Source organism: Nocardia sp. NPDC055321 (assembly GCF_053645575.1).
In genome coordinates this window covers 260,025-284,206 of record NZ_JBSHMS010000007.1, presented here as the reverse complement: position 1 = coordinate 284,206, position 24,182 = coordinate 260,025, and the positions used below count along the sequence as shown (strand labels likewise).

The following is a 24,182-nucleotide window of genomic DNA, read 5'->3' as shown; positions in this document are numbered from 1 at the left end:
GGCCCGGTGACAACTAGACTTCGACCGTGTCGATTCCGCCGCTGCCGTCCCTGCACCGATCGAACCGGCCGGAGGACCACCCACCGACATCGACCGGCCGCGAGGACGGGGCGAACGTGGTCGTCGACTGCGCGGTCTACGTGGACGGGCGGCGGCTGCTGGATCAGTGCACCTACGAACAGGCGCTGGCGGAGGTCCGCGAACGCGGCGAGGGCTTCGTCTGGCTGGGCCTGCTGGAGCCGAGCCACGCCCTCATGCTCGACGTGGCACGGGCGTTCGGCCTGCATCAGCTCGCGGTCGAGGACGCGGTGCACGCCCACCAGCGCCCCAAACTCGAACGCTACGACGACATTCTGGTGCTGGTGCTGCGGACCGTGCAGTACCACGTGCACGAGCTGAACACGGTCAGCGAGATCGTCGACACCGGCCAGATCATGATCTTCACCGGGCCCGACTTCGTGATCACCGTGCGCGACGGCGACCACACCGGATTGGCCGGTGTCCGTAAGCACTTGGAGGCCGACCCGCAGCAGCTGGGGCTCGGTCCCGGCGCGGTGCTGCACGGGGTGGCCGATCACGTCGTCGACTCGTACGTGGAGGTGACCGCGTCGATCGAGGAGGACGTCGACGCCATGGAGGAGGCGGTGTTCACCCCCGCGAGCCGCATCGTCATCGAGGCGATCTATCAGCTCAAGCGCGAGGTGGTGGAACTGCGGCGCGCGGTCAAACCGCTGGCGCTCCCGCTGCAACTGCTCACGCACGACCCGAAACTGCCGCTGCCGGCGGAGATTCGGCGCTACATGCGAGACGTGCTCGACCATCACACCGCGGCCGCGGAACAGATCACCGATTTCAACGAATCGCTCAGCGCGCTCATCAACGCCGCGCTGGCCAAGGTGAGCGTGCAGCAGAACACCGACATGCGCAAGATCTCCGCGTACGCGGCCATGGCGGCCGTGCCGACCATGATCGCGGGCGTGTACGGCATGAACTTCGATCACATGCCGGAACTGAAGTGGACCTACGGCTATCCGCTGATCATCGGGCTCATGGTGCTGGTCTGCGCCGTGCTGTACAAGACGTTCCACCGCAACGACTGGCTCTGATCCGCGGGATCGGTCCGGGCTCGGCCCGGGCTAGAGGCTGGCCGAACCCCGATCCGGGTCCCGCACATCGATTTTCGCCTCGGTCCAGGCCTCGCGCAGCGCCGCCGCGCCCCGGATCCGCACCCAGGCGGCCTCGGTCGCGGTGATGGGCGTCGCGGTCAGGAACCGCACCGGGTCCGCGGGGTCGGGCAGCGGCACGTCCGGGATCTCGCTCTCGCCCAGCAGCACCGCGGTGAAAATGGCGCCGCCCCACAGCGGTTCGCCGAAGTCCAGCAGCGCGTCCGGCTGCAGCACGATGCCCTCCACCGACGGCGAGGCCACCAGCACCGCCAGCGCCCGGGTCAGCCCGGAACCGGCGCCGACGTTGCCGAGCAGGGTCAGCGCCAGTTCCGCGCGCGGCCCGCGCACCGGATCGGCCAGGGCCGCACTCGGATCGGTCATCGGATGGCGGGAACCGCCCAGGGTCACGTAGTGCACCAGATCCGCGTCCGGGATCCGCAGGATGTCGATGGGCTCGAGACCCAGGAAGGTCACCGAGGCCGCGTCCGCGGTCTGCACGCCGAAATGCCCGAGCACGCCGGCCCGGACCGTGTCGATCACGTCCATCGGCTACAGCGCCAGCCTGGCGAGCATGTCGCGCGCCTGCTCGGCGGCCTTCGGATCGCACAGCACGTCGTACCGCCCGGCCACCAACTGCATGCTGGAGGCGAAGTCGCGCTGCCCGCGGCTGGCCGCGTACGGAATCGTCGTGGAGATCACGCCGAAGATGATGCCGCCGATCAGGCCGATGATGATCGCGCCGCCACTGTTGAACAGGCTCAGCAGCAGGCCGACGAACAGGCCCAGCCAGGCGCCGGACACCACACCGGTGCCGATGACCTTGCCCCAGGTGAGGCGGTACAGCACCCGCTCGACCTGCATGAGGTCGACACCCACGATGGTCACGTTCTCCACCGGGAACTGGTTGTCGGCCAGGTAGTCGACCGCCCGCTGTGCCTCGGCGTAGGTCGGGTACGACGCGACCGGCCAGCCCGACGGAGGCGTCGGCAGGCCCGGTCGGTTCCGGTTCGAGTTCCCCAGGGGATTCGTCATATCTCCATCATGCTATTCGTCCGGGTCACCCGGGGTATCGCAGCGCCGGTTTCACACCGCGGACGTGCTGCGCATCATTCCGGCCGCACGTCCTTTCTCCGCGATGACCTGGGCCATCTTGGCGCTGGCCTCATCGATCATCTCGTCACCCAGCATGACGGCGCCGCGCGCACCACCCTCGGCGGAGGTGTGGAAGGCGTAGGCATCCAGAATCTCCTCGGCGCGGTCGTAATCGGCCTGGCGCGGACTGAAGATCTCGTTGCACGCCGCGATCTGGTCCGGGTGCAGCACCCATTTTCCGTCGAAACCGAGCGCCGCGGTGCGCGCGGCGTTGCGCCGGAAGCCCTCGATGTCGCGAACGGCCAGGTACGGGCCGTCGATGGCCTGCAATCCGTGGGCGCGGGCCGCGAGCAGGATGGTCATATAGATGTGGTGGTAGGCATCGCCGGGGGTGTAGCCCTCGGGCTGTTCGCCGACCACGAGGGTGCGCATATTGATGGAGGCCATGAAATCGGCGGGGCCGAACACCAGCGTCTGCACCCGGGAACTCGCCGTGGCGATCTCGTCGATGTTGCGCAGCCCGAGCGCGTTCTCGATCTGCGGTTCGATGCCGATGCGGCCCACGGGCAGCCCGCCGGCCTTCTCGAGCTGGGTCAGCAGCAGATCCAGCGCCCGGACCTGGCCGCCGTCGGTGACCTTGGGCAGCAGGATGGCGTCGAGGTTCGCGCCCGCGCCCTCGACCACGGCGATGACATCGGCGTAGGTGTGCTGGGTGGTCCAATCGTTCACGCGCACAACGCGAATCTGGCCGTTCCAGCCCTCGGCGTTGAGCGCGGCGACGATGTTCGCCCGGGACTGCGCCTTGGCCGCCGGGGCCACCGCGTCCTCCAGATCGAGGAAGATCTCGTCGGCCGCCAGGCCCTTGGCCTTGTCGATCATGCGGGGGTTGCTGCCGGGCACGGCGAGCACCGAACGGCGCGCTGTCATGGGTCACTCCTTGTCCAGTGGCGAAAGGCACGCTCGTGGCGTGACATTTCGGGCGGCCCCCACGCACTAGCCTTGGCTCTCATGGCAGCGACCAAAGTTTTCGCCGCTCGGCTCGCGGGCTTGGTGGTGCTGGGACCGGACGGGGAGTCTATCGGTCGCATTCGCGACATCGTGCTCTCGATCCGGTACGACCGGCAGCAACCGCGCGTGCTCGGCATCCTCGTCGAACTGCCCACCCGGAAGCGGATTTTCGTCCCGATGTTGCGCGTGCAGGCGGTCGACCCCGGGTCGGTCACGCTGACCACCGGAAACATCTCGGTCCGGCGTTTCGAGCTGCGCCCGGGCGAGGTGCTCGCCATCGCGCAGCTGCTCGACTCCACGGTGCGCGTCGCCGATCCGGAACTGCCGCGGCTGGCCGACGTCGAGGTCGTGGTGGTCGACCTGGGCGTCGAGCAGTCCCGGACCCGGGACTGGGTGGTGACGCGGGTCGCGGTGCGCGAACGCCGCCGGCTCGGCATCGGGTTCGGGCGGCGCGGCGCGGTGCACGTGGTGGACTGGGCGCAGGTGCGCGGACTCACTCAGACAGAGCTGAATCTGCCCGGGCAGGACGTCACCCAGCTGCTCGAGCAATTCGAGGGCATGCGCCCGGCAGACGTGGCGCATCTGCTGCGTGAGCTGCCGCGCAAGCGCCGGATCGAGGTCGCCTCGGCATTCGACGACGAACGCCTCGCGGACGTGGTGCAGGAACTGCCCGAGACAGATCAGGTGGAGGTGCTCGAACAGCTCGGCGTCGAGCGCGCGGCCGACCTGCTCGAGGCCATGGACCCCGACGACGCGGCGGACCTGCTCGGCGAGCTGCCGGTGAACGAAGCCGAATCGCTTCTGGCACTGATGGATCCGGAGGATTCCGAGCCGGTCCGCCGACTCCTCGAACACGCGCCGTACACCGCGGGCGGCCTGATGACCCCCGAACCGGTGGTCATCACCCCGTCCACCACGGTCGCCGAGGCGCTGGCCCGTATCCGCGATCCCGAGCTCACCCCGGCGCTGGCCAGCATGGCCTTCGTCGTGCGCCCGCCGACCGCGACGCCCACCGGTAGATATATGGGGTGCGTGCACTTTCAGCAACTCCTGCGCGAACCACCGGCGAACCTCGTCGGCGGCATCCTGGACGCGGATCTGGTGCAATTGCGCGCCGACGCGCCGCTCACAGCCGTGACCAGGTATTTCGCAACGTATAACCTGGTGTGCGGGCCGGTCGTGGACGCGGAGAACCATCTACTCGGCGCGGTGACCGTCGACGACGTCCTCGATCACCTGCTTCCCGAGGACTGGCGCGAGCAGGACGACAATCACGACGTGCACGGCATGCCGCTGATCGACGGCACCGGAGGGCGGGCATGACCGATCGAATGGACAAACTGAGCGCTCGCGAGCGCCTCGGTACCCCGGTCGAGAGCAGATTCCGCGGATTCGACTGGGACGCAGAGGCTTTGGCGCGCTCCAGCGAGCGGGTCGCCCGGTTCCTGGGCACCGGCCGCTACCTGGTGATCCAGAGCGCGATCGTCATCATCTGGATTCTGCTCAACGTCTTCGCCGTTCGGCTGCGCTGGGATCCGTACCCGTTCATCCTGTTGAATCTGGCGTTCTCCACCCAGGCCGCCTACGCCGCGCCGCTGATCCTGCTGGCGCAGAACCGGCAGGACAACCGTGACCGGGTCGCCCTGGAGGAGGACCGGACGCGGGCAGCCCAGACAAAAGCCGACACCGAATTCCTGGCCCGCGAACTGGCCGCCCTGCGCCTGGCGGTCGGCGAGGTCGCGACCCGCGATTACGTCCGCCGCGAACTCGACGATGTGAAGGAAGCCCTGCTCAGGCTGGAGAAACTGGCGACCGACGGCGAGGCGGTACCCGAGCGCAAAACCAAGAAGGGTACCGATCGAAAGAGGCCTGGGGTCGCAAATTTGGCGCAGAAAGATGGCGACTGACCGCAGAAGGAGTACACAACAAGCTTACGGATGGGTAACCTGGATCACGTTGTTCCGAGCGACCGACCCAGACACCACCGCACTGCGGCTGTCATCACAGGGCTTCGGCCGCACGACCGAGGGGATTGTGTGGTGGCGAAGAGAATATCTGCACCGGTGACAGCGTCTGCCCTGCTGATCGCGGGCCTGGTCACCGCCGGTTCGGCCACCAATGTCACGACGCATCCCCAGGCGGCCCCGCAGGCCGCCCCGGAAGCGTTGCTGGCAGCGGCGGCCAGCGACAGCGCACCCGCCGGCGCCGAACCCGCGTCCGATCAGCTCGTCGGCCTGGTCCCGGCCGCACCCGAGGCCCCGCGCAGACTCAGCGCCATGACCCCGCCCGCCGACGGCTCCCGCCTCGGCAACGTGCCACTGCAGAACATCGCTCTGCCCGGCGGCACCGGCGCGCTCGGCATTCCGGAGATCGTGCTCGCGGCCTACCGCAACGCGGAACTGGCCATGGAATCCTCCACGCCGGGCTGCGGATTGCCCTGGAATCTGCTGGCCGGTATCGGCCGCATCGAGTCCGGGCACGCCAGCAGCGGCCGCACCGACGCCGCCGGCACCACGGTGCAGCCCATCTACGGCCCGGCCCTGGACGGCACGCTGCCGGGCAACGAGGTCATCAAGGCCGCGGACGGCGGCTACGTGCGGGCGCTGGGCCCCATGCAGTTCCTGCCGGGCACCTGGTCGCTGTACGCGGCCGACGGCAACGGCGACGGCGTCTCCGATCCGCACAACGTCTTCGACGCCGCGCTGGCCGCGGGCAAGTACCTGTGCTCGGGCGGGCTGGACCTGCGCGACGCGCAGCAACAGCTCAAAGCCGTACTGCGCTACAACAATTCGATGTCCTACGCGGCGAGCGTGCTGAGCTGGTCGAACGCGTACAAGACCGGCGGCGCGCCCGCGCCGGTGGAGATCTCCTCGACGCTGGTCCCGCCGGGCTCGCTGCAGAGCGCGCCGGACATGTCGCTGGCCTCCTCGACGCTGCCGACCACGACGGCCGAGGAGAAGCCGGTCGGCACCACGCAGGCGCCCGCGACCCAGGTGATGATCACCATCCCGGGGCTGCCGCCGATTCCGTGCGGGATCTTCTGCCCCGCCGCGCCCGCCGCCCCGGCGCCGGAAAACTGCGTGGAGGCCGAGGTTCCGGTGCAGCCGGACGCGCTGCCGGTCGACGCCAAGCCCGAGGACGGCGCGCAGCCCGGACAGGCGAACGTGACCTACGGGCCGGACGGCCGCGCGCTGCCGCCGGAACAGGCGACCGTCTCGTGCCAGGCCGCCACCGAGGAGAAGCCGCAGGAGCAGGGCCAGCAACCGGTCGCCCCGCAGGCACAGGCGCCGGAGAAGACCCCCGAGCCCGGCGTCGCCGAGCCCGCCGAGGTGCCCGCCGCACCGGTCGAGCCGGCGCCCGCCGCGCCCGGCATCACCCTCCCGTTCGGCATCACGATTCCGCTGCCGGCGCCCGCGCCCGCGCCGTAATTTTCCCGGCCGTGCGGGGCGGGACGCGCCGCACGGCCCGGAAAACCGGTTTTCTACCGGCTGATCTGCGCAAAAATTTCAGATGGTCACGGAGTAGTAACGAAAAGGTCTCGAATGCGGTAGCGTGGCGTCCACCACCCCCGGTCTCTTCCCGACGGTAATGGAGGGTCACCACACTGTGGGACGTCATCGCAAGCCCCCGGTCCCGACGATGCGGCGCGGATCGGTTCTGGCATTCACCGGCCTCCTGCCCGCCGGAATCGCAACGGTCACCGGCGCGGCCGACGGATCGATCACCGACAAGATCACCTCGACCATCCAGCAACAGAAGCTGACGGTCGCCGGGGGTCAGGAGCTATCGAGACCCGAGGCGGCCCTGCCGGCCGCGGCCGAACAGCCTCTGCTTCGCGAGGCCAAACAGCTTCTCCCCCCGCCACCTCCGATCGTGAAGACGGTGGCCCAGCCCGACGGGCGTGTCCCCGCCGCCCTCCCCGCCGGCCCGCTCGGCATTCCCGGCATCTCCGTGAACGCGTATCAGAACGCGGAACGTCTACTGGCGGCGGACAACCCGGTGTGCGGCATGCCGTGGCAGATGCTCGCAGGCATCGGCCGCGTGGAGTCGGTGCACTCGTTCGGCGGCAAGGTCGACGCGAACGGCAACAACCTCGACCCGGTGTACGGCCCCGTCCTGGACGGCAGCCTCGCGGGCAACAACGTCATCCACGACTCCGACAACGGTGTGCTGGACGGGATTTCCGGCTACGACCGCGCCGTGGGCTCGATGCAGTTCCTGCCCGAGACCTGGACGCGCTACGCGGCCGACGGCAACGGCGACGGAATCTCCGATCCGCAGAACATCTTCGACGCCACCCTGACCGCGGGCAAATACCTCTGCGCGGGCGGCCTGAACATGCGCGACGCCGCCCAGCAGACCCGCGCGATCCTGCGCTACAACAACTCCATGGCCTACGTGGCGAACGTGATGGCCTGGGAAACGGCCTACGCCTCCGGCGTGGCCCCCCAGCCCGCCCAGCTCCCCCGCATCTGACCCGCAGCGGCACAGCAACCCACCGGCCTACCCGGGGCCGGTGGCGATGGCCTGAGCGACCGTGCGGCACCCGGGCCGGCTCGCAACCCGACCGACTCCCCCGCAGGACCGGACAGCCAACTCGGCCCAGCGCGACGGTCCCGACGACAGGGTGTGCTCGGTCGCGGTGAATCCACCCACCGCCCTTGCATATACAGCCCGAGCCGGTCGGATCCGGCACAACATTCGCGGCGATTCGGCGGGAACCGGTCGGTAGCTATAACGTCGGGAGCCGTGTTGCGGGGAGTTGCGCGGAACGATCGCGCGGGTGTTGTCGGGTGGGTGGCGGTCCTGCCGCTCGTGGTCGTCGCGGTGGGGGTCACGGTCCTGCGGGTGGCCGACCTCGGGGGCATGGTCGGGCCGCTGTGGTCGGCGGACATGGGTGGGGTGCACGTCGACTTCGACACGTTCTGGCACTCGGCCGTCGCGCTCGTGCACGGGGACGACATCTACGACACCCCGGCCGAATTACGCAATCTCAACCCGCCGCTCGTCTCGCTGCTGCTCGCGCCGTTCGCCGCGCTGGACGCCGTCACGGCCCACCGGGTCTTCATCGTGCTGATGCTGCTCGTGGTCCTCGGCGCGGTGCTCGCGGTGTGCCGGGAACTGCGGCTGCGGCCCGCGGTCACGGCGGCGGTCGTCGCGGCCGTCATCGCCTCGGCGCCGCTGTACGGGACGCTGCTGCTCGGCCAGGTCTATCCGATGCTGCTGGCCGGACTCGTCGCCGGATGGATCGCACAGCGCCGGGGACGACCGGTGCTCGCGGCCGTCCTGTACGGCGTCACGGTGGCGCTCAAACCCTCGCTGGCGCCGCTGCTGTTGCTCGCCGCCGTGCATCGGGCGTGGGCGCCCTTCCGGGCCGGCATCGCGGCCGCGGCGATCGCGTCGCTCGTCGGCGTGCTCGCCGCCGGACCGTCGAGCGCGGCGGGCTGGCTGCGAATCGCGTTCTCCGAGCCGGTGTCCGGCTGGGTGGACAACGCCTCGCTGCCGGGCCTCGCCGTGCGGTTCGGCCTGCCCGCCGGTGTCGGCACCGCCCTGGGACTCGCCGTGCTGACCGGCACGCTGTGGTGGTGCGGGCGGCACCGCGCCGACCCGGGCGGCGTGGCGCCCTGGGCGGTGCTGGCCGCCGGTCTGCTGTTCTCCCCGATCGCGTGGCACAACTACCTGATGCTGCTGTGGCCCGGTCTGCTCGTGCTGATCGTGCTGGGTCGCGGCGCGATCACCACCGCAGCGCTCGCGGCGTCGGCGATCCCGCTGTCGCTGAACACGGAGATGCCGCCGCGCGGCATCACCTCGGCGCTGTCGCAGTCGCTCTACTGCGCAATCCTCGTGGGGTACTGGGCCGTTCTGCTGCGCGACGCGACGCGCCCCGCCCCGGGCGCTCCTGAGCCGTCCGGCCACCCGGACCCCGCCGGGGCCGAAGTGGCGGCGGCCCGCTGAGAACGTTCGCCGGGCGCCGCCGGAACCGGCCCCGTTCCGAGCCCTGACCGTTCGTGCCGCCGCTCGTCCTCCTATTGTTGAACGCATGCCAGTGGTAACGGAATCGGATGTGCGGGGCGCGCTCGCGAAGGTGAACGACCCGGAGATCCGGAAACCGATCACCGAGCTGGGCATGGTGAAGAGCGTCGTGGTCGGCGACGACGGCAGTGTCCAGGTCGTGGTCTACCTGACGACATCGGCCTGCCCGATGAAGGGCGCCATCACCGAACGCGTCACCAAGGCCGTCAACGACGTGCCCGGGGTCGGCACGATCGACGTGACCCTCGACGTCATGAACGACGAGCAGCGCACCGAACTGCGCAAGAAGCTGCGCGGCGACAACGCCGAACCGGTCATCCCGTTCGCGCAGCCCGGATCGCTGACCCGCGTGTACGCGGTCGCCTCCGGTAAGGGCGGCGTCGGAAAGTCCAGCGTCACGGTCAATCTCGCGGCCGCCATGGCCGCCAAGGGCCTGTCCGTCGGCGTCCTCGACGCCGACATCTACGGCCACTCGGTGCCGCGCATGCTCGGCACCGACCAGCGCCCGACGCAGGTCGAGCGCATGATCATGCCGCCCATCGCGCACGACGTGAAGCTCATCTCGATCTCCATGTTCACCCAGGGCAACACCCCCGTGGTGTGGCGCGGCCCGATGCTGCACCGCGCGCTGCAGCAGTTCCTGGCCGACGTGTTCTGGGGCGATCTGGACATCCTGCTGCTGGATCTGCCGCCCGGCACCGGCGACGTGGCCATCTCGCTGGCCCAGCTGATCCCCAACGCCGAGATCCTGGTCGTGACCACCCCGCAGCTCGCCGCCGCGGAGGTCGCCGAGCGCGCCGGATCCATCGCGCTGCAGACCCGCCAGCGCATCGCGGGCGTCATCGAGAACATGTCGTGGCTGGACCTGCCCGACGGCTCGCGTATGGAGCTCTACGGTTCGGGCGGCGGGCAGACCGTGGCCGAGAACCTCACCCGCGCGGTGGGCGCGAACGTGCCGCTGCTGGGCCAGATCCCGATCGAGCAGGAGCTGCGCGAGGCGGGCGACGAGGGCACCCCGATCGTGCTGAGCGCCCCCGAGAGCGCCTCGGGCAAGGCCCTGCTCGAGATCGCCGACAAGCTGGCCGTGCGCCGTCGCGGCCTGGCGGGCATGTCCCTCAACATCGACACCACGCGCCACCTGTAGGCACGGCGCACGGCCGAGATCCTTCGGGCCCGGCGCGAAATCGGTCCTCGCACTGAGAGTTCGACGACCGATTTCCGCCGGGCCTAACTATTTCCGCGTCGGCCCGTCCCCCTAAGCTCGGACACATGCTCACGCTGCTGCTGTACGTGCTGATCGTCGGTCTGGTCGCCGCGCTGCTGTTCCTGGTCGCCAGTGCGGTCTTCGGACGCTCCGAGGAACTGGGCCCGCTGCCGGAGGGGACGACGGTGACGGTGCTCCCGGCGGAGAACATCGGCGGCAGCGACGTGCGCGCGTTGCGCTTCCAGCAGGTGCTGCGCGGCTACAAGGCGGGCGAGGTGGACTGGGCGCTGACCCGGCTGGCCGCCCGCATCGACGATCTGGAGTGGCAGCTCGCCCAGGCGCGCGGCGCCCAGGACGAGCGCTCCGAGGTGATGGTCGGGGCCGAGGCCGCGAACACCGGATCCGTCGCGCTCGGCAAGACCACCGACACGCCCGGCCCGCGCCGAATATCTTCCGATTCGGCCGCCTCGGACGGTTCCGGCGCCACACCGGAAACCGCCGCCGCGCCGCCGCTTCCCGCCGATCCCCCGGTACGCGCCGCCGAGTCGGGCAACCCGTTGCCCGAAGTGTTGCCGGCCGAGCCCGCGGCCGCCGAACCCGGCGACGAGCCGGGCACCGATGGCACCCCGGGCCGCCGATGACCGCCGCGTCCCCGGCCACGGACGGCCGGATTCGGTGCGGCTGGTCCGAGTCCTCCGAGCTCTACCGGAACTATCACGACACCGAATGGGGCCGCCCGCTGCACGGCGACGACGCGTTGTTCGAACGCGTCTGCCTCGAGGCGTTTCAATCGGGCCTCGCGTGGATCACGATTCTGCGCAAGCGCCCGGCCTTCCGCGCGGCCTTCGACGGGTTCGTCATGGAACGGGTCGCCGCGTTCGGCCCGGCGGATGTGGAACGCCTCATGACGGACCCCGGCATAGTTCGCAATCGGGCCAAAATCGATGCGAGTATCCACAATGCCCGGGTCGCTCTGGAGCTCCCCGATGGCCTCGAAAAGCTGCTCTGGGGCTTCGCTCCGGACCCGCGCCCGCGGCCCGCGACCCTCGCCGATGTGCCCGCCATCACTCCCGAATCCGCTGCTCTCGCAAAAGAACTGAAGCGCCGCGGGTTCAAGTTCGTGGGTCCCACTACTGCGTACGCACTCATGCAGGCGACCGGGATGGTAGACGATCACATCGCCGATTGCTGGGTGAATCCGGTGACTCCCTGAACGCCGCATCGGTCGGTTTTTGGAACTCAGGTACCCGCCCCGATCCGCGATAGGGAAGAATGGGCTTGGTGCGGCCCGCCACATACCGGCGGGCTGCCTGGTTGGTAACAACTGGAGTTCCATGAAAGTGCGCAGTAATCCGCGCAGATCTGGAGGGAGCAGAGGATGGCGGCCATGAAGCCCCGCACCGGGGACGGTCCCCTCGAGGCAACCAAGGAAGGGCGTGGAATCGTGATGCGGGTTCCACTCGAGGGTGGCGGGCGTTTGGTCGTCGAGCTCACGCCGGAGGAAGCTGCGGCACTGGGTGACGAACTCAAGAGTGTCACCAGCTAGTAGCCAGACCTACCTGTGCCGGTGAGCCACAGCCCCCGGGCGGACCGGCTCACCGGCATATCGGTGTCTGCCGGCCCACCACCCCTCGGCTCGGTCGATCCCCTGATCGCCTGCGCCGATCTACTGTCCTGTCCGGAATGCGGCCGGGACCTCGCGCCGCACGCGCGCGCCCTGCGCTGCGCCACCGGCCACACCTTCGACATCGCCCGCCAGGGCTACGTCAGCCTGCTCACCGGCGCCTCCACGAAAATGTCCGGCGACACGCCCGACATGCTCGATGCGAGAGCCACTTTTCAGGCCGCCGGTCATTTCGCACCCATCGCCGCGGCCCTGGCCGGCGCTCTCGCGGGTGGCCCGCTCCCGGCCCCCGAGCCCAACGCTGCCGATCGCCCGCTCCGCCCGGGCGCGACGCTCACCGGCTCGTCCGCGACCCGCCTCGCCTCGACCCTGCTGAGCGAAGCCGCACGTGCGCACAAGACCCCGCGAGCCGACGCGATCCCCTCGGCCGCCCCGCGCGATTCCGCGGTTCCCGGCATCGTCTCCGGACCGGGCTCACCGACCACCGGCGGGCCCGCGGTACTGGAGATCGGCGCGGGCACCGGCTACTACACGTCCGCCGTCCTCGATGCCCTGCCCGACCTGCGCGGCATCGCGCTCGACGTGGCCAAGCCCGCCGCCCGGCGCGCCGCACGCGCCCACCCCCGTGCCGCCGCGATCCTGGCCGACGCCTGGCGCGGCCTCCCCGTCCGCGACCACTCCCTCGCCGCGGCCCTCTCGGTCTTCGCCCCCCGCAACGCCGACGAGGTGGCCCGGGTCCTGGCCCCCGGCGGCCGCTTCCTCGTCGTGACGCCCACCCCCCGCCACCTGACCGAGCTGATCGAGCCCCTCGACATGGTCCACGTGGACGCGACCAAACAGGACCGCCTGGCCGAATCCCTGGACGCCCGTTTCGAACTCCTCGACCGCACCGCCGTGGAGTACACGATGTCCCTGTCCCACCCCGACATCGCCGCGGTGGTCGCGATGGGCCCCTCGGCCTTCCACGCCGCCGACCGTCGCCCCACCCGCATCGCGCAACTGCCGGACCCCGCACTCGTCACCGCGTCGGTCACCATCTCGATCTACAGCCCCCGCGCCTGACGAATCGCCGACCCGGCGCGCTCCACTCCGCCGGCCGCCGCCACCGTGCGACCGGCTCCGGCGCCCGTGCGGCTCAGTTCTTGCGAACCAGGTCGTAGACCTTCGCGGTACGGGCGGCTATCTGATTCCAGTCGAACTCGGCGATCGCGCGGGCGCGGCCGGCCGCGCCCATCGCGGCGGCGGCGGACTGGTCGGCGGCCACCACGTTGACCGCGTGGGCCAGGGCCCGCTCGTACAGGTCGGGGCGGGTCTCGTCGTAGTGGACGAGGCGGCCGGTCTCGCCCTCGACCACCACCTCGGGAATCCCGCCGACGTCGGAGGCCACGACGGCGGTGCCGCAGGCCATGGCCTCGAGGTTCACGATGCCCAGGGGCTCGTAGACCGAGGGGCAGATGAAAACCGTTGCGGCGGCCAGGACCTGGCGGACCAGCTCGGTGGGCAGCATCTCGCGGACCCAGTACACCCCGTCGCGGGTCGCGCCGAGTTCGCGCACCGCGGCGCGCACCTCCGCCTCCATGGCGGGCGTATCGGCGGCCCCGGCCAGCAGCACCAGCTGGATGTCGGGGTCCAGGTATCGAGCCGCGGCCAGCAGGTGCGGGACGCCCTTCTGCCGCGTGATGCGCCCGACGAACGCCGCGACCGGGCGGTCCCGCCGCACGCCGAGTTCGCCGAGAATGTCGCGCACCTCGGGCGCGGGTCCGCCCGGATGCCACACGCTCGCGTCGATACCGTTGTGCACCACATGGACTTTCGCCGGATCGATGTCCGGGTACGCGGCCAGCACATCGGTGCGCATGCCCGCGCTCACCGCGATCACGGCGTCGGCGTAGGTCATGGCGTTGTGCTCGGACCAGGACGAGAGCCGGTAGCCGCCGCCGAGCTGTTCGGCCTTCCAGGGCCGGCGCGGTTCCAGCGAATGCGCGGTCAGCACATGCGGAATCGCGTACAGCTCGGCCGCGAGGTGCCCGGCCAGCCCGGTGTACCAGGTGTGCGAGTGCACGACGTCGGAGCCTTCGGCGGCGTCGGCCATCCGTAGTTGCGCGGACATCATCTGCAGCGCCGAGTTGGCGGCGTAGAGCGTCGGATCGGGCTGGTGCACCACGGCATCGAGCCGCGGCACGCCCATGCAGTGCACCGAGACGTCGCACAGTTCCCGCAGCCGCGGCACCAGTTCGGTGACGTGCACCCCCGCCCCGCCGTACACCTCGGGCGGGTACTCGCGGGTCATCATGGCGACACGCAGGTCATGAACACCGCGCCCGGGAACGCCGTGTTCGCGGCCGCCATCCGCGCCAGAACTCACCGGTCCAACCTAGTCTCTCGTCCAACCCGCGACCAACCACCCGTCCTCGCAAGTTCGCACCCCGGGGGACACGATCGGACCGCCATGGTCCACCCCCACGGCGACGGCGATCCGATCACCCGCCGCCCCTGCCCCTTCCGCGACGCCGTGGTCCAGCCGGACGCGTGGCGCCGAGAACGCCACGTCGGCAGCAGCCGCGCAAGCGTCCGGCAGGCGACCAGCGGTCGAACAACCGGCGTGCCCCGGTTTCGAACTCGCGCCGCCGCAGGCCCGGCCACCGAAGACAGGTAACTTGGCGAGTGTGAGGAGCCAGCCGCACGTACTCGGGATCGTGCTCGCCGGTGGCGAGGGCAAGCGACTCTTTCCGCTCACCAAGGACCGTGCCAAGCCCGCCGTGCCGTTCGGCGGCGCGTACCGCCTCATCGACTTCGTGCTCTCGAACATGGTGAACGCCGGGTATCTGCGGATCTGCGTACTCACGCAGTACAAGTCGCATTCCCTGGATCGGCACATCTCCCAGACCTGGCGGCTCTCCGGCTTCGGCGGGGAGTACATCACCCCGGTGCCCGCGCAACAGCGGCTGGGCCCGCGCTGGTACACCGGCAGCGCCGACGCGATCATGCAGTCGCTCAATCTCATCTACGACGAGGACCCGGAGTACATCGTCGTCTTCGGCGCCGATCACGTGTACCGCATGGACCCCGAGCAGATGGTGACCGCGCACATCGAGGCCGGCGCGGGCGTGACCGTGGCGGGCATCCGGGTGCCGCGCAGCACCGCGAGCGCGTTCGGCTGCATAGATTCCGACGAGTCCGGCCGCATCGTGAACTTCCTGGAGAAGCCCGCGCATCCGCCGGGCACCCCGGACGATCCGAACGTCACCTTCGCCTCCATGGGCAACTACGTCTTCACCACCAAGGTCCTGGTCGACGCGATCCGCGCGGACGCCGACGACAACGACTCGGACCACGACATGGGCGGCGACATCATTCCGGGCCTGGTGCGCGCGGGCCAGGCCGCGGTGTACGACTTCGGCAGCAACATCGTGCCCGGATCGACCGATCGCAGTCGCGGCTACTGGCGTGACGTGGGAACCCTGGACGCCTTCTACGAGGCGCACATGGATCTGGTGTCGGTGGACCCGGTCTTCGATCTCTACAACCGGCACTGGCCCATTCGCGGCGCGGCCGAGAACCTGCCGCCCGCCAAGTTCGGGCGCGGCGGCCTGGCGCAGGAGTCGATCGTCGGCGCGGGCAGCATCCTGTCGGCGGCGACCGTGCGCAATTCGGTGCTGTTCTCCAATGTCCGAGTCGAGGACGGCGCGACGGTGGAGGGCAGCGTGATCATGCCGGGAGTCCGGATCGGGCGCGGCGCGGTGGTGCGGCACGCCATTCTGGACAAGAACGTGGTGGTCTCGGAGGGCGAGATCATCGGCGTCGACCGGGACCGCGACCGCGAGCGTTTCGCGGTCAGCAAGGGCGGTGTGGTGACCGTCGGCAAGGGCATCTGGGTGTGATGACACCCCGTCCGCCCGGGTGATCCGGCGGATAACGGTGGACGCGGCCGCCCCGGTTGACGAAAATCATGGGGTGGAGCGCCGCCGCGAGGCCGCGCGGGAGGGACCGGACCATGAGCCGCGCACTTCGGATCGTCACCGCCTTCGCCTGCACCGCGCTGCTCGCAGCGACGGCGGCGTGCGCGGTCGAGGGCACACCCACACCCGCCGAGCTCGATGTCCGCACGCTCGACACGGGCTCGTATCCGGTGGATCGCTATACGTACGGCCGGGATTCGAGCGGTAAGGGCCCGGTGCTGGAGGGCATGCGAATGGCCGATGCCGTGGTGCCCGCGATCAAGGTCGATTCCAGTCTGCGGGTCGGGCGCGGCGGCATCGTGCTCACCTCGGTCGATGACGTGGTGACGGTGAGTCACCTGTCGTCGTCGGCGCGGCCGGTGCTGCAGAATCGCGGTTTCATCGCCGGATTCGCCACCAGCAGTTCGGATCTGCCCGATCCCGCCGGTTCCAACGCCCCCGATCCCAAGAGCACCACGGTCACGATCCGGCTGCTGCGGTTCCCGAGCGGAGACAGCGCGAAACTGGCCGCGCGCGAGCTCTCGGACGCGGACTTCAACGTCGCCCTCGACCAGAACCGCAAACTCACCCTGCCGGACTATCCCGACGCCATGTCGCACTGGCGGCCCGGCGTCGCCAACATCGGTATGACCATGCCGCGCAAGGAATTCGTCATCTCGGTGTTCATCTCCCGCCCGAGCGCCGATCAGGCCGATCTGCTGTCCTGGCTGAAGAAGACCCTGGACGCGGAGGTGCCCGCGGTGGACGCGTTCGCCGCCACGCCCGCCGATCAGATCGACACGCTGCCGGTCGATCCGGAGCGGCTACTGGCGCGGGTGCTGACCACCGATCGCGACGGCCGCAGCCCGGATCCGGACACGTTCGCGGTCTTCGGTCCCGCCATGCTCGTTCATCCGGCCGGGGATCAGGCCCTGCGGTCCCGGCTGGTCGCCGACACCGGCATGGACGCCATGGCGGGTGTCGACGACAACTATCTGTTCCGCACCCGCGATTCCAAGTCGGGCGCGGATCTGGTGGCCGGGCTGATCAGCAGTCTGGGCGAGTCGGGGTCGACCGGGCCGGGCCCGGAGAACGTGCCGGACACCAAGTGCGTGCATCGCAAGTCCGGCACGGCGGCGTTCCGGTGCTACGTGATCTACAAGAGGTACGTGGGCGTGGTGAACGCGCAGACGGCGGACGAGGTGCACCGCATGGCGGCGGCGCAGTACGCGCTGCTGGCGAACAGCCTGTAGCGCCGCGGATTCGGCGGATTCCCTCGCCTGGTCAGAAGCGCAGGGTATCCGCGTCGAGCGCCCGCCAGGCGGCGGGACGCCCGGGCTCCGGGGCACGCGGCACGACGGGCTCGGTCTCCGCGCACTGCGCGCAGTCGGAATCCGCTGCCGCCCTCGACTTGTCGCCGCCTTTGCCGCGAACCGCGGCGTGCCGGTGGCAGACCGCCGCGCCGCCGGTCCCGGTGGCCGCTCGCCCGGTACGACCGAGCCCGTGCTCACCCCGGCCGGTGGAGGCTCCCGCGTGCGTGGCCGACGCCGGACTGTCGTCGCGGAAGCGGTAGTCCCGGAAACCGAACGGCTGCAGCAGCGCTCGCAGGAACTCGGCCCCGTCCTCCGGCAGCACCCGGCGATCCTCGCCCGGAACGTCCACGCCCTGGTGGTACCAGACCCGCGCCACCAGCCCCTCGATCGGATCCACCGCCCGGAAGGTGGCGCGCCCGTCGGCGGCCAGCCGGAACTCGGCGATCCGCCGCCACTGCCCGGACACGCGGAGGTACAACCCCACCACGGCCGGAACCCGTTGCCCCATGAGAAACCTCATTCGTCGAACCTGTTCATGGAGTAGCCCCGGCCGAGGCGCGGTAACCCTTTCCGCGATCCACCGCCCCCGGCGGGCGTCAGCGCGTGTAGCAGAAGGGCTCACAGGGCCCCGGCGTCGCCGGCACCACGTGTGACATGTCGTCGAAGCGCGCCCCGCTGACCAGCAGCAACACCACCAGTGCCGCAAACAGGATCAGCCCGAACAAGATCAGCGCGGGCCACAGCCATCCGGACGGCAGATGCGCGCCGAGTATCAGTCCCTCGTACATCCCCCACCTCCTTAATCGGTTCCCCTTTCATCTACCACCATTTCGCCGAACTAATCCACCCCCGCCCCCTGCCCGCCCACTGCCCGATCCGCCGCCACTCCCCGTGCGCCGCCCGCGAACGACACTGTGCCGTCACGACTTCGACCGCCTCCTCGCACGACAGGTGGTGGGCGCGGCCGTTCTGAGAAGCGCGGTGTGTGTTGAGATCCGGGCCACTCTCGGGTATCCGCCTCGACAGATCGGCATCCGGATACCGCACCCACCGGTCATGCCAGCGGTCAGCGTCGCTCGCGCGTACCAGGACGAGTAGGCCTGTAGGCCCTCCATCCGTCACACATGTGGAATGGGCACGCTGCCGGGATAAACTCGGCCACAACGTCTTAGGCGGATCCGGATACATGAGAGGCACCGTGGGCGAAGCGCCGGATCACCCCGATACGGCGATGCGCACCCGGCCGGGGCCGGGTGCGCATCCGAGGGAACCGTGACCGGGGCGGGTCAGCGCAGGTCGCGGCGGCGGAAGGCGAGCAGGCCCACCGTGATCAGCACCGCCACGACCGCCAGCAGGATCAGGACCGGGGCGGGGGTGAAGGACGCGCCGGGGACCTTCGGGAGGTGCTCGAAGGGTTCCAGGTCCCGGAGCCATTGGGGGGCACCGGAAATCGCGCCGAGGAGGAAGACCGCTACGGCGGCGGTCAGTACACCCCAGGCGACGGGGGTCCAGCGCGGGGCCAGGCCGAACAGGGCCACGGTGATCGCGGCGAAGATCCAGACGGCGGGCAGCTGGATCAGGGCCGCGGCCAGGACGCCGGGGAGTTTCGCGCCGATGTCACCGGCCGCGCGACCGTAGACCAGGCCGCCGAGCAACCCGGCCACCAGCAGCGCGACCGCGGGGCCGCCGAGCGCGAACAGCAGATGCGATGCGGCCCAGCGGGTTCGGGACACCGCTCCGGTCAGCAGGGTCTCGGTGTGCTGGCTGCTCTCCTCGCTGTGCAGGCGCAGCGCCGCCGAGATCGAGTACGCCGCGGCCGCCACGCCGATCATGGTGAAGGCGTAGGTGATCATCGAATTCTCCAGCGAGTCCGAACCGCCCATGCGGGTGATCAGGTCGCGAATCGTCTGGCTGCTGCCCAGTTCGTCGCCGATGCCGTGCACCACGCTGCCGATGATCAGCCCGTACAGGCCGAGTCCGGCGGTCCAGGCCACGAGCGTGCCGCGCTGCAGCCGCCAGGCCAGTCCGAACGGACCGCTCAGGCCGGGGCCCGCCGCGGCCGCGCCGGGCCGTTCGGCGATCAGTCCCGCACCCAGATCCCGGTGCCGCAGTAGCTGATACGCGATCCCGGTCAGGATCAGTACGGCGGCCGCGTGCAGCCCGAGCACCGCGAAGTGGTCGCCGGCGAACGGCCGCACCTGCAGCGACCAGCCCTGCGGGGCGAGCCAGGTGAGCGGCCCGGCGGGCCCGTCCCCGGCCTGCGCGTCCCCGATACCGCGCAGGGTGAAGGTCGCGCCGAGAATGCCGAGGGCGATCCCGCGCGCCAGTCGCGCACCGGTGGTCAGCTGTGCGCAGACCGCGGCCACCGCCGCGAAGACCGCGCCCGAACCCGCCAGCGCCAGCCCGAAGGCCAGCGATCCGGCCAGGTCGCCGTCGGTGCCGCGCAGGTCGCTGCTCGCCAGGCTCGCGAACCCGATGAGCCCGGTCGCCAACGCTCCGCCGTAGGCGATCACGAGCGTCGCGGTGAGCCCGGCGAACCGCCCGACCCTGGTCGCGGCGACCAGTTCCCCGCGCCCGGTCTCCTCCTCCGCGCGGGTGTGCCGGATGACGGTGAGGATCGTGGCGATGGCGATGAGGCTGTAGAACATCCCCGCCTTCCACACCCCGACCGCACCCAGGCTCGTGTTGTAAATCGGCCCGTACATGGCCAATTGGGCGGGACTGGCGAGAATGGAGTCCGCGAATCCGGCGCGGTCCTGCTCACTCGGATACACCGAGGAGATGCTGTCGATGTACACGCTGCCCAGCGGCAGCGACAGCAGCAGCACCCACAGCGGCAGCACGACCCGGTCCCGGCGCAGGTACAGCCGCAGCAGCTGCCCGGTCCCGGTGAAGTTACCGGCGCGGGAAGCGGTTTCGGCCCGGTGGTGGCCGGGATGGGTTACCGCGGCGGTCATTTCGCCACCCGCTTTCCACTCCGAGCGATGGCCGCGCGGGCATCGGCGGCACCGCGCACCGCGGCCCGGCAACGACGAACCGCGGCGGTCATTTCGCCACCTGCTTCGGGGCAGCGGCGGTCTCGGCCGATCCGTTGCCGTCGCGGGCGGCGTGCCCGTTGCCGGTTTCGGCGTCCGCCTCGTCGCCATTGATCGAATAGTGCCTCAGGAACAGCTCTTCCAGCGTCGGCGGCTGGCTGACCAGGCTCCGCACCCCCGCGTCGCCGAGCACGCGGATCAGCTCGCCCAGGTGCTCGCTGTCGACCTGCAGGTGCACCGTGTGATCCTCGACCGTGACGTCGGCGACGCCGGGCAGGCGGCCGAGATCGCCCGGGTCCCCGGTCATCTCGGCCGTGATGGAGGTCCGGCTCAGGTGGCGCAGCTGCGCGAGGGTGCCGGATTCGACGGTCCTGCCGGCCCGGATGATGGTGACCCGCCGGCACAGCGCCTCGACCTCGGACAGGATGTGGCTGGACAGCAGCACCGTGCAGCCGCGCTCGGACGCTTCCCGCACGCATTCGCGGAAGGTCTGTTCCATCAGCGGGTCCAGCCCGGAGGTGGGTTCGTCCAGCAGCAGCAGTTTCGCGTGCGAGGAGAACGCCGAGACCAGCGCCACCTTCTGCCGATTGCCCTTGGAGTAGGTGCGCGCCTTCTTCTTCGGATCGAGTTCGAACCGCTCGATCAGTTCGGCGCGCCGCGCCTGATCCAGCCCCCCGCGCATGCGGGCGAGCAGGTCGATGGTCTCCCCGCCCGAGAGCGAGGGCCAGAGCGTGACATCCCCGGGCACATAGGCGATGTCGCGATGCAGGGCGACCGCGTCGGTCCAGGGGTCGCGCCCGAGTACCTCGGCGGTGCCGGAGGTGCGGGCGAGGATGCCGAGCAGCACGCGAATGGTGGTGGATTTCCCGGCCCCGTTGGGTCCCAGGAAGCCGTGCACCTCGCCGGTGTCGACCTCGAGGTCGAGGCCGTCCAGGGCGTGGACTTGTCCGAAGTGCTTGTGCAGGTCCCGGACGGTGATGGCCGGTTGTGCCGGACTGTTCATCGAATCTCCTAGGCGGAAAACGATTTATGGGTTGTCGTGCTGCTGTGTCAGCGTGTCCAGCATCATCGAGTCGGTCAGCAGACCGTTGGTGAGGATTTCCAGCGCGGGGAGCATCATCTGATCCGCGTACTCGCGCAGGGCTTTCCGAAAATCGACGCGGCCCTCGTTCTGGGCTGCGTGCAACTGCAGGAACATGACGATCCCGCCACCGTTGGTGATGGCGAAGTACTTCGCTGTCGCACGCAGATCCCTTGGCGCGCGCAGTGTTCCGGCCGCGATGCCGGCCGTCAGGTAGCCCTCGATGTCCTCGACCATGTGGTCGAAGAAGGTCGTCGTCAACGAACCGCCGGACTGCAGACTGCGCACCAGGTAGGCCAGGTACGGAGCGAAATCCTCCAGTTCGGCCATCTGCTGGAGCAGCCCGTTCGCCGAAGGCCGTTCCATCGATTCGAGTTTGGCCGCCCGGATCACCTCGCGCACCCGGTCGTCGCACTCCTCCCGCAGCCCGTCCTTGGACCCGAAGTGATGATTCACCAGTCCGGGTGAGACACCGGCCGCGGCGGCGATGGCGCGGACCCCCACCCCGAACCCCTCTTCCCCGAACACGGTGATCGCGGCATCGCGAATCCGGGCCCGGGTGCTCAAATCATCGGCTGAACGCACGTTCAATACGTTAAACACCTGTTCAATTCCCTGGCAATAGGTCGACCCGCAAGAAGGTGTAAAGAATTCGAAACGCCCGGTCGACCGCTACCCGCGCGACGCGCAGAGCAGCCCGTCCCCCACCGGGATCAGCACGCTCGTCAGCAGCGGATCCTCCGCGATGGCCCGCGTGGCCGCCCGCACCGCCTGGGTCTGCGGATCACGCTGCGCCGGATCGGGCACGCGCCCGCCGAGCAGCGCGTTGTGCAGCAGGATCGCCCCGCCCTCGCGGAGTAATCGCACCGCCTGGTCCACGTACTGCGGATGCTCCAGCGGCGCCGCGTCGATGAACACCAGGTCGTAGGCCCCGTCTGCCAGGCGCGGCAGCACGTCCAGCGCGCGGCCGTTGATCAGCCGCGTGCGCGCCGGGGTGATGTCCGCGGATTTGAACGCCTCGCGCGCGGCGCGCTGATGTTCGGGTTCGGAGTCGATGGTGGTGAGCGTGCCGTCCTCGCGCATGCCGTCCAGCAGCCACAGCCCGCTGACGCCGGCGCCGGTGCCGACCTCGACGACGGCGCGCGCGCCGAGCAGCTGTGCGTACATGCTGAGCAGTGCCCCCACCGACGGGGGTACGGGCGCGGCCCCCAGTTCGAGGGCGCGTTCGCGCGCGGAAACGAGAATCTCGTCCTCTGCGACGGATTCCTCCACGTAGGCGAGGTTGCGCTGCAGGTTCGATGCCGCCGGAGTCTGACTCACGGGTATGAGGCTAACGGCGCGGGGGCGGTATCGCGTGGCGGTGACCGGCCGGTGTGGCGATTTTTCTCAGGTGTCCCTCAGCCTGCGCATACGGCTGCCACATCAGGACCGGCAAGAGTATTGCCTACGCCAGGCCAGCGACCGGCGGCCCGGCCCCGGGAACAACGTGACCCACCAGGTCGGTTGTACAGGGGACGAAGCCCCGGTCCCGAGTAGGAGGTACTCCCATCCACATGGTCGACGAGGCGCGTGACTCCGCCGGACTGCTCCCGCAATCCTTCGAGCCGAACACCGAGCTGCCGCAGGACGGCGAGCCCGATATCGCACTGCTGTCCGGAACGGCCGCTTTCGACGCCACCGGTGATCGCCACAAGATGCCGACCTGGGACGAACTGGTCCGGGAACACGCCGACCGCGTGTACCGGCTGGCCTATCGCCTCACCGGTGACCCGCAGGACGCCGAGGACCTGACCCAGGAGACGTTCATCCGCGTCTTCCGCTCGCTGTCCAACTACCAGCCCGGCACCTTCGAGGGCTGGCTGCACCGCATCACCACGAACCTGTTCCTGGACATGGTGCGCAGACGCAACCGCATCCGCATGGAGGCGCTGCCCGAGGACTACGACCGCGTCCCCTCCGAGGGCCCGGGTCCCGAGCAGCTCTACCACGACGCCAACCTCGATCCCGACCTGCAGGCGGCGCTCGACTCGCTGGCGCCGGAATTCCGCGCGGCGGTCGTGCTCTGTGACATCGAAGGCCTGTCCTACGAGGAGATCGGCGCCACGCTGGGCGTCAAACTGGGTACCGTGCGCAGCCGCATCCACCGAGGACGTCAGGCACTGCGCGAGCACCTCGAGCATAATGGGGTGGAGCGGCGGAACGCCGCCACCGAGAAGGTCGGGTAAGGCGCGGTTCCAGCACCTCGCGCGCCGGCTTTTCGCGTGCAGCGCAGGTGGTCCTTTCCGAAAGGTGTGCAGCTTATGAGTGGGCCGGACAGAACTCCGCGTCGTCCACCTCGTTTCGCCCCCACCGAGCATCTGGCTACGGAGGCCATCGCCGCCTATGTGGACGGCGAACTGCGGATGAACGCGTATCTGCGTGCCGCTCATCATCTTTCCGTGTGCCGGGAATGCGCCGTCGAGGTCGAGTCACAGCAGCAGGCGCGCAGCGCACTGCAGCAGTCGACGCAGATCTCCGCGCCCCTGCGGTTGCACGACACTCTGAGCCGGATCCCTTTGTCCGAACTGCCCGGCGCGGAACACCCGCCGATCAGTGACCGCAATATGCTCGCTCCCGGCGCGAGTTCCTTCGGGCTGCGCCAAGATTCGTTCGACAGCAGACGGTGGACAAGCTGGTGGCGCAAGTAGA

The 24,182-nt window shown here is 69.8% G+C and carries 24 protein-coding genes and 1 pseudogene; 15 read left to right on the top strand and 10 right to left on the bottom strand.

Annotated features, from left to right (window positions below):
* The first annotated feature begins 32 nt into the window (after positions 1-32).
* A complete protein-coding gene (gene corA / locus ACWIGI_RS14295) occupies positions 33-1,106 on the top strand; it encodes a magnesium/cobalt transporter CorA (protein ID WP_454202859.1) in 1,074 nt (357 codons plus the stop codon).
* A 30-nt stretch (positions 1,107-1,136) separates the two neighbouring features.
* On the opposite strand, the gene ACWIGI_RS14290 is transcribed toward corA, so the two are convergent.
* The 3 genes from ACWIGI_RS14290 to ACWIGI_RS14280 are packed head-to-tail and all read right to left on the bottom strand — an operon-like array spanning position 1,137 to position 3,185.
* Entirely contained in the window at positions 1,137-1,712 is a 576-nt protein-coding gene (locus ACWIGI_RS14290) for a suppressor of fused domain protein (RefSeq protein ID WP_454202813.1), read from the bottom strand.
* A gap of 3 nt (positions 1,713-1,715) precedes the next feature.
* Positions 1,716-2,198 carry a general stress protein gene (locus ACWIGI_RS14285; RefSeq protein WP_454202812.1) on the bottom strand — a complete coding sequence of 161 codons (483 nt, stop codon included), beginning with the start codon at positions 2,196-2,198 and terminating at the stop codon, positions 1,716-1,718.
* A gap of 51 nt (positions 2,199-2,249) precedes the next feature.
* Positions 2,250-3,185, bottom strand: coding sequence for an HpcH/HpaI aldolase/citrate lyase family protein (locus ACWIGI_RS14280; RefSeq protein WP_454202811.1), 936 nt, complete (start codon positions 3,183-3,185; stop codon positions 2,250-2,252).
* 81 nt (positions 3,186-3,266) lie between these two features.
* Here ACWIGI_RS14280 and ACWIGI_RS14275 point away from each other — a divergent pair, with 81 nt between their 5' ends.
* From ACWIGI_RS14275 to ACWIGI_RS14230, 10 genes and pseudogenes are all read left to right on the top strand, one after another.
* Positions 3,267-4,589, top strand: a complete 1,323-nt coding sequence (locus ACWIGI_RS14275) for a magnesium transporter MgtE N-terminal domain-containing protein (protein ID WP_454202810.1) — start codon at positions 3,267-3,269, stop codon at positions 4,587-4,589.
* Positions 4,586-5,173, top strand: coding sequence for a DUF1003 domain-containing protein (locus ACWIGI_RS14270; protein ID WP_454202809.1), 588 nt, complete (start codon positions 4,586-4,588; stop codon positions 5,171-5,173). The genes ACWIGI_RS14275 and ACWIGI_RS14270 overlap by 4 nt, the downstream gene beginning before the upstream one ends.
* 156 nt (positions 5,174-5,329) lie before the next feature.
* On the top strand, positions 5,330-6,694 hold the full coding sequence (locus ACWIGI_RS14265) for a lytic transglycosylase domain-containing protein (RefSeq protein ID WP_454202808.1): 1,365 nt from the start codon (positions 5,330-5,332) through the stop codon (positions 6,692-6,694).
* 178 nt (positions 6,695-6,872) lie between these two features.
* Entirely contained in the window at positions 6,873-7,742 is an 870-nt protein-coding gene (locus tag ACWIGI_RS14260; protein WP_454202807.1) for a lytic transglycosylase domain-containing protein, read from the top strand.
* 273 nt (positions 7,743-8,015) lie between these two features.
* Complete coding sequence (locus ACWIGI_RS14255; protein WP_454202806.1) at positions 8,016-9,221, top strand: glycosyltransferase family 87 protein; 1,206 nt, start codon at positions 8,016-8,018, stop codon at positions 9,219-9,221.
* Positions 9,222-9,306: 85 nt separating this feature from the next.
* Positions 9,307-10,443 (top strand): Mrp/NBP35 family ATP-binding protein, encoded by a 1,137-nt coding sequence (locus tag ACWIGI_RS14250; protein WP_454202805.1) that lies wholly within the window; start codon positions 9,307-9,309, stop codon positions 10,441-10,443.
* 125 nt (positions 10,444-10,568) lie between these two features.
* Positions 10,569-10,856 (top strand): annotated as a pseudogene (locus tag ACWIGI_RS14245) (DivIVA domain-containing protein); the annotation flags it as partial.
* Positions 10,857-11,140: 284 nt separating this feature from the next.
* Entirely contained in the window at positions 11,141-11,716 is a 576-nt protein-coding gene (locus ACWIGI_RS14240) for a DNA-3-methyladenine glycosylase I (protein WP_454202804.1), read from the top strand.
* 165 nt (positions 11,717-11,881) lie between these two features.
* Positions 11,882-12,049, top strand: a complete 168-nt coding sequence (locus ACWIGI_RS14235) for a DUF3117 domain-containing protein (RefSeq protein ID WP_006554284.1) — start codon at positions 11,882-11,884, stop codon at positions 12,047-12,049.
* 21 nt (positions 12,050-12,070) lie between these two features.
* Complete coding sequence (locus ACWIGI_RS14230; protein WP_454202803.1) at positions 12,071-13,189, top strand: putative RNA methyltransferase; 1,119 nt, start codon at positions 12,071-12,073, stop codon at positions 13,187-13,189.
* A 73-nt stretch (positions 13,190-13,262) separates the two neighbouring features.
* Here the strand turns inward: ACWIGI_RS14230 and glgA are convergent, their stop codons facing one another.
* The gene (glgA, locus tag ACWIGI_RS14225) at positions 13,263-14,432 is read right to left on the bottom strand and encodes a glycogen synthase (protein WP_454202858.1); all 1,170 of its coding nucleotides are present in this window, start codon (positions 14,430-14,432) and stop codon (positions 13,263-13,265) included.
* Between the two features lie 361 nt (positions 14,433-14,793).
* On the opposite strand from glgA, the gene glgC reads away from it, so the two are divergent.
* Positions 14,794-16,008: a glucose-1-phosphate adenylyltransferase gene (glgC, locus tag ACWIGI_RS14220; RefSeq protein ID WP_454202802.1), complete on the top strand. Its 1,215-nt coding sequence runs from the start codon at positions 14,794-14,796 to the stop codon at positions 16,006-16,008.
* Positions 16,009-16,121: 113 nt separating this feature from the next.
* Positions 16,122-17,318, top strand: coding sequence for a DUF7373 family lipoprotein (locus tag ACWIGI_RS14215; RefSeq protein WP_454202801.1), 1,197 nt, complete (start codon positions 16,122-16,124; stop codon positions 17,316-17,318).
* A 31-nt stretch (positions 17,319-17,349) separates the two neighbouring features.
* Here ACWIGI_RS14215 and ACWIGI_RS14210 read toward each other — a convergent pair whose 3' ends face one another.
* From ACWIGI_RS14210 to ACWIGI_RS14185, 6 genes are all read right to left on the bottom strand, one after another.
* Positions 17,350-17,898: a hypothetical protein gene (locus ACWIGI_RS14210; protein ID WP_454202800.1), complete on the bottom strand. Its 549-nt coding sequence runs from the start codon at positions 17,896-17,898 to the stop codon at positions 17,350-17,352.
* A gap of 76 nt (positions 17,899-17,974) precedes the next feature.
* Positions 17,975-18,166, bottom strand: coding sequence for a hypothetical protein (locus tag ACWIGI_RS14205; RefSeq protein WP_454202799.1), 192 nt, complete (start codon positions 18,164-18,166; stop codon positions 17,975-17,977).
* Positions 18,167-18,664: 498 nt separating this feature from the next.
* Positions 18,665-20,335 carry an ABC transporter permease gene (locus tag ACWIGI_RS14200; RefSeq protein WP_454202798.1) on the bottom strand — a complete coding sequence of 557 codons (1,671 nt, stop codon included), beginning with the start codon at positions 20,333-20,335 and terminating at the stop codon, positions 18,665-18,667.
* An 88-nt stretch (positions 20,336-20,423) separates the two neighbouring features.
* Positions 20,424-21,416 (bottom strand): ABC transporter ATP-binding protein, encoded by a 993-nt coding sequence (locus ACWIGI_RS14195; RefSeq protein ID WP_454202797.1) that lies wholly within the window; start codon positions 21,414-21,416, stop codon positions 20,424-20,426.
* Between the two features lie 24 nt (positions 21,417-21,440).
* Positions 21,441-22,079: a TetR family transcriptional regulator gene (locus ACWIGI_RS14190; RefSeq protein ID WP_454202796.1), complete on the bottom strand. Its 639-nt coding sequence runs from the start codon at positions 22,077-22,079 to the stop codon at positions 21,441-21,443.
* Between the two features lie 87 nt (positions 22,080-22,166).
* Positions 22,167-22,814: an O-methyltransferase gene (locus ACWIGI_RS14185; protein ID WP_454202795.1), complete on the bottom strand. Its 648-nt coding sequence runs from the start codon at positions 22,812-22,814 to the stop codon at positions 22,167-22,169.
* A gap of 233 nt (positions 22,815-23,047) precedes the next feature.
* Here ACWIGI_RS14185 and sigE point away from each other — a divergent pair, with 233 nt between their 5' ends.
* Complete coding sequence (gene sigE / locus ACWIGI_RS14180) at positions 23,048-23,719, top strand: RNA polymerase sigma factor SigE (protein WP_454202794.1); 672 nt, start codon at positions 23,048-23,050, stop codon at positions 23,717-23,719.
* Positions 23,720-23,794: 75 nt separating this feature from the next.
* Positions 23,795-24,181, top strand: a complete 387-nt coding sequence (locus ACWIGI_RS14175) for a hypothetical protein (protein ID WP_454202793.1) — start codon at positions 23,795-23,797, stop codon at positions 24,179-24,181.
* The last annotated feature ends 1 nt before the right edge of the window (position 24,182 follow it).

Coding starts and splice junctions, on each gene's coding strand:
- ACWIGI_RS14290 (WP_454202813.1), bottom strand. CDS start 1,712: ATGGACGTGATCGACACGGTCCGGGCCGGCGTGCTCGGGCATTTCGGC.
- ACWIGI_RS14285 (WP_454202812.1), bottom strand. CDS start 2,198: ATGACGAATCCCCTGGGGAACTCGAACCGGAACCGACCGGGCCTGCCG.
- ACWIGI_RS14280 (WP_454202811.1), bottom strand. CDS start 3,185: ATGACAGCGCGCCGTTCGGTGCTCGCCGTGCCCGGCAGCAACCCCCGC.
- ACWIGI_RS14275 (WP_454202810.1), top strand. CDS start 3,267: ATGGCAGCGACCAAAGTTTTCGCCGCTCGGCTCGCGGGCTTGGTGGTG.
- ACWIGI_RS14270 (WP_454202809.1), top strand. CDS start 4,586: ATGACCGATCGAATGGACAAACTGAGCGCTCGCGAGCGCCTCGGTACC.
- ACWIGI_RS14250 (WP_454202805.1), top strand. CDS start 9,307: ATGCCAGTGGTAACGGAATCGGATGTGCGGGGCGCGCTCGCGAAGGTG.
- ACWIGI_RS14240 (WP_454202804.1), top strand. CDS start 11,141: ATGACCGCCGCGTCCCCGGCCACGGACGGCCGGATTCGGTGCGGCTGG.
- ACWIGI_RS14235 (WP_006554284.1), top strand. CDS start 11,882: ATGGCGGCCATGAAGCCCCGCACCGGGGACGGTCCCCTCGAGGCAACC.
- ACWIGI_RS14215 (WP_454202801.1), top strand. CDS start 16,122: ATGAGCCGCGCACTTCGGATCGTCACCGCCTTCGCCTGCACCGCGCTG.
- ACWIGI_RS14210 (WP_454202800.1), bottom strand. CDS start 17,898: ATGAGGTTTCTCATGGGGCAACGGGTTCCGGCCGTGGTGGGGTTGTAC.
- ACWIGI_RS14205 (WP_454202799.1), bottom strand. CDS start 18,166: ATGTACGAGGGACTGATACTCGGCGCGCATCTGCCGTCCGGATGGCTG.
- ACWIGI_RS14200 (WP_454202798.1), bottom strand. CDS start 20,335: ATGACCGCCGCGGTAACCCATCCCGGCCACCACCGGGCCGAAACCGCT.
- ACWIGI_RS14195 (WP_454202797.1), bottom strand. CDS start 21,416: ATGAACAGTCCGGCACAACCGGCCATCACCGTCCGGGACCTGCACAAG.
- sigE (WP_454202794.1), top strand. CDS start 23,048: ATGGTCGACGAGGCGCGTGACTCCGCCGGACTGCTCCCGCAATCCTTC.
- ACWIGI_RS14175 (WP_454202793.1), top strand. CDS start 23,795: ATGAGTGGGCCGGACAGAACTCCGCGTCGTCCACCTCGTTTCGCCCCC.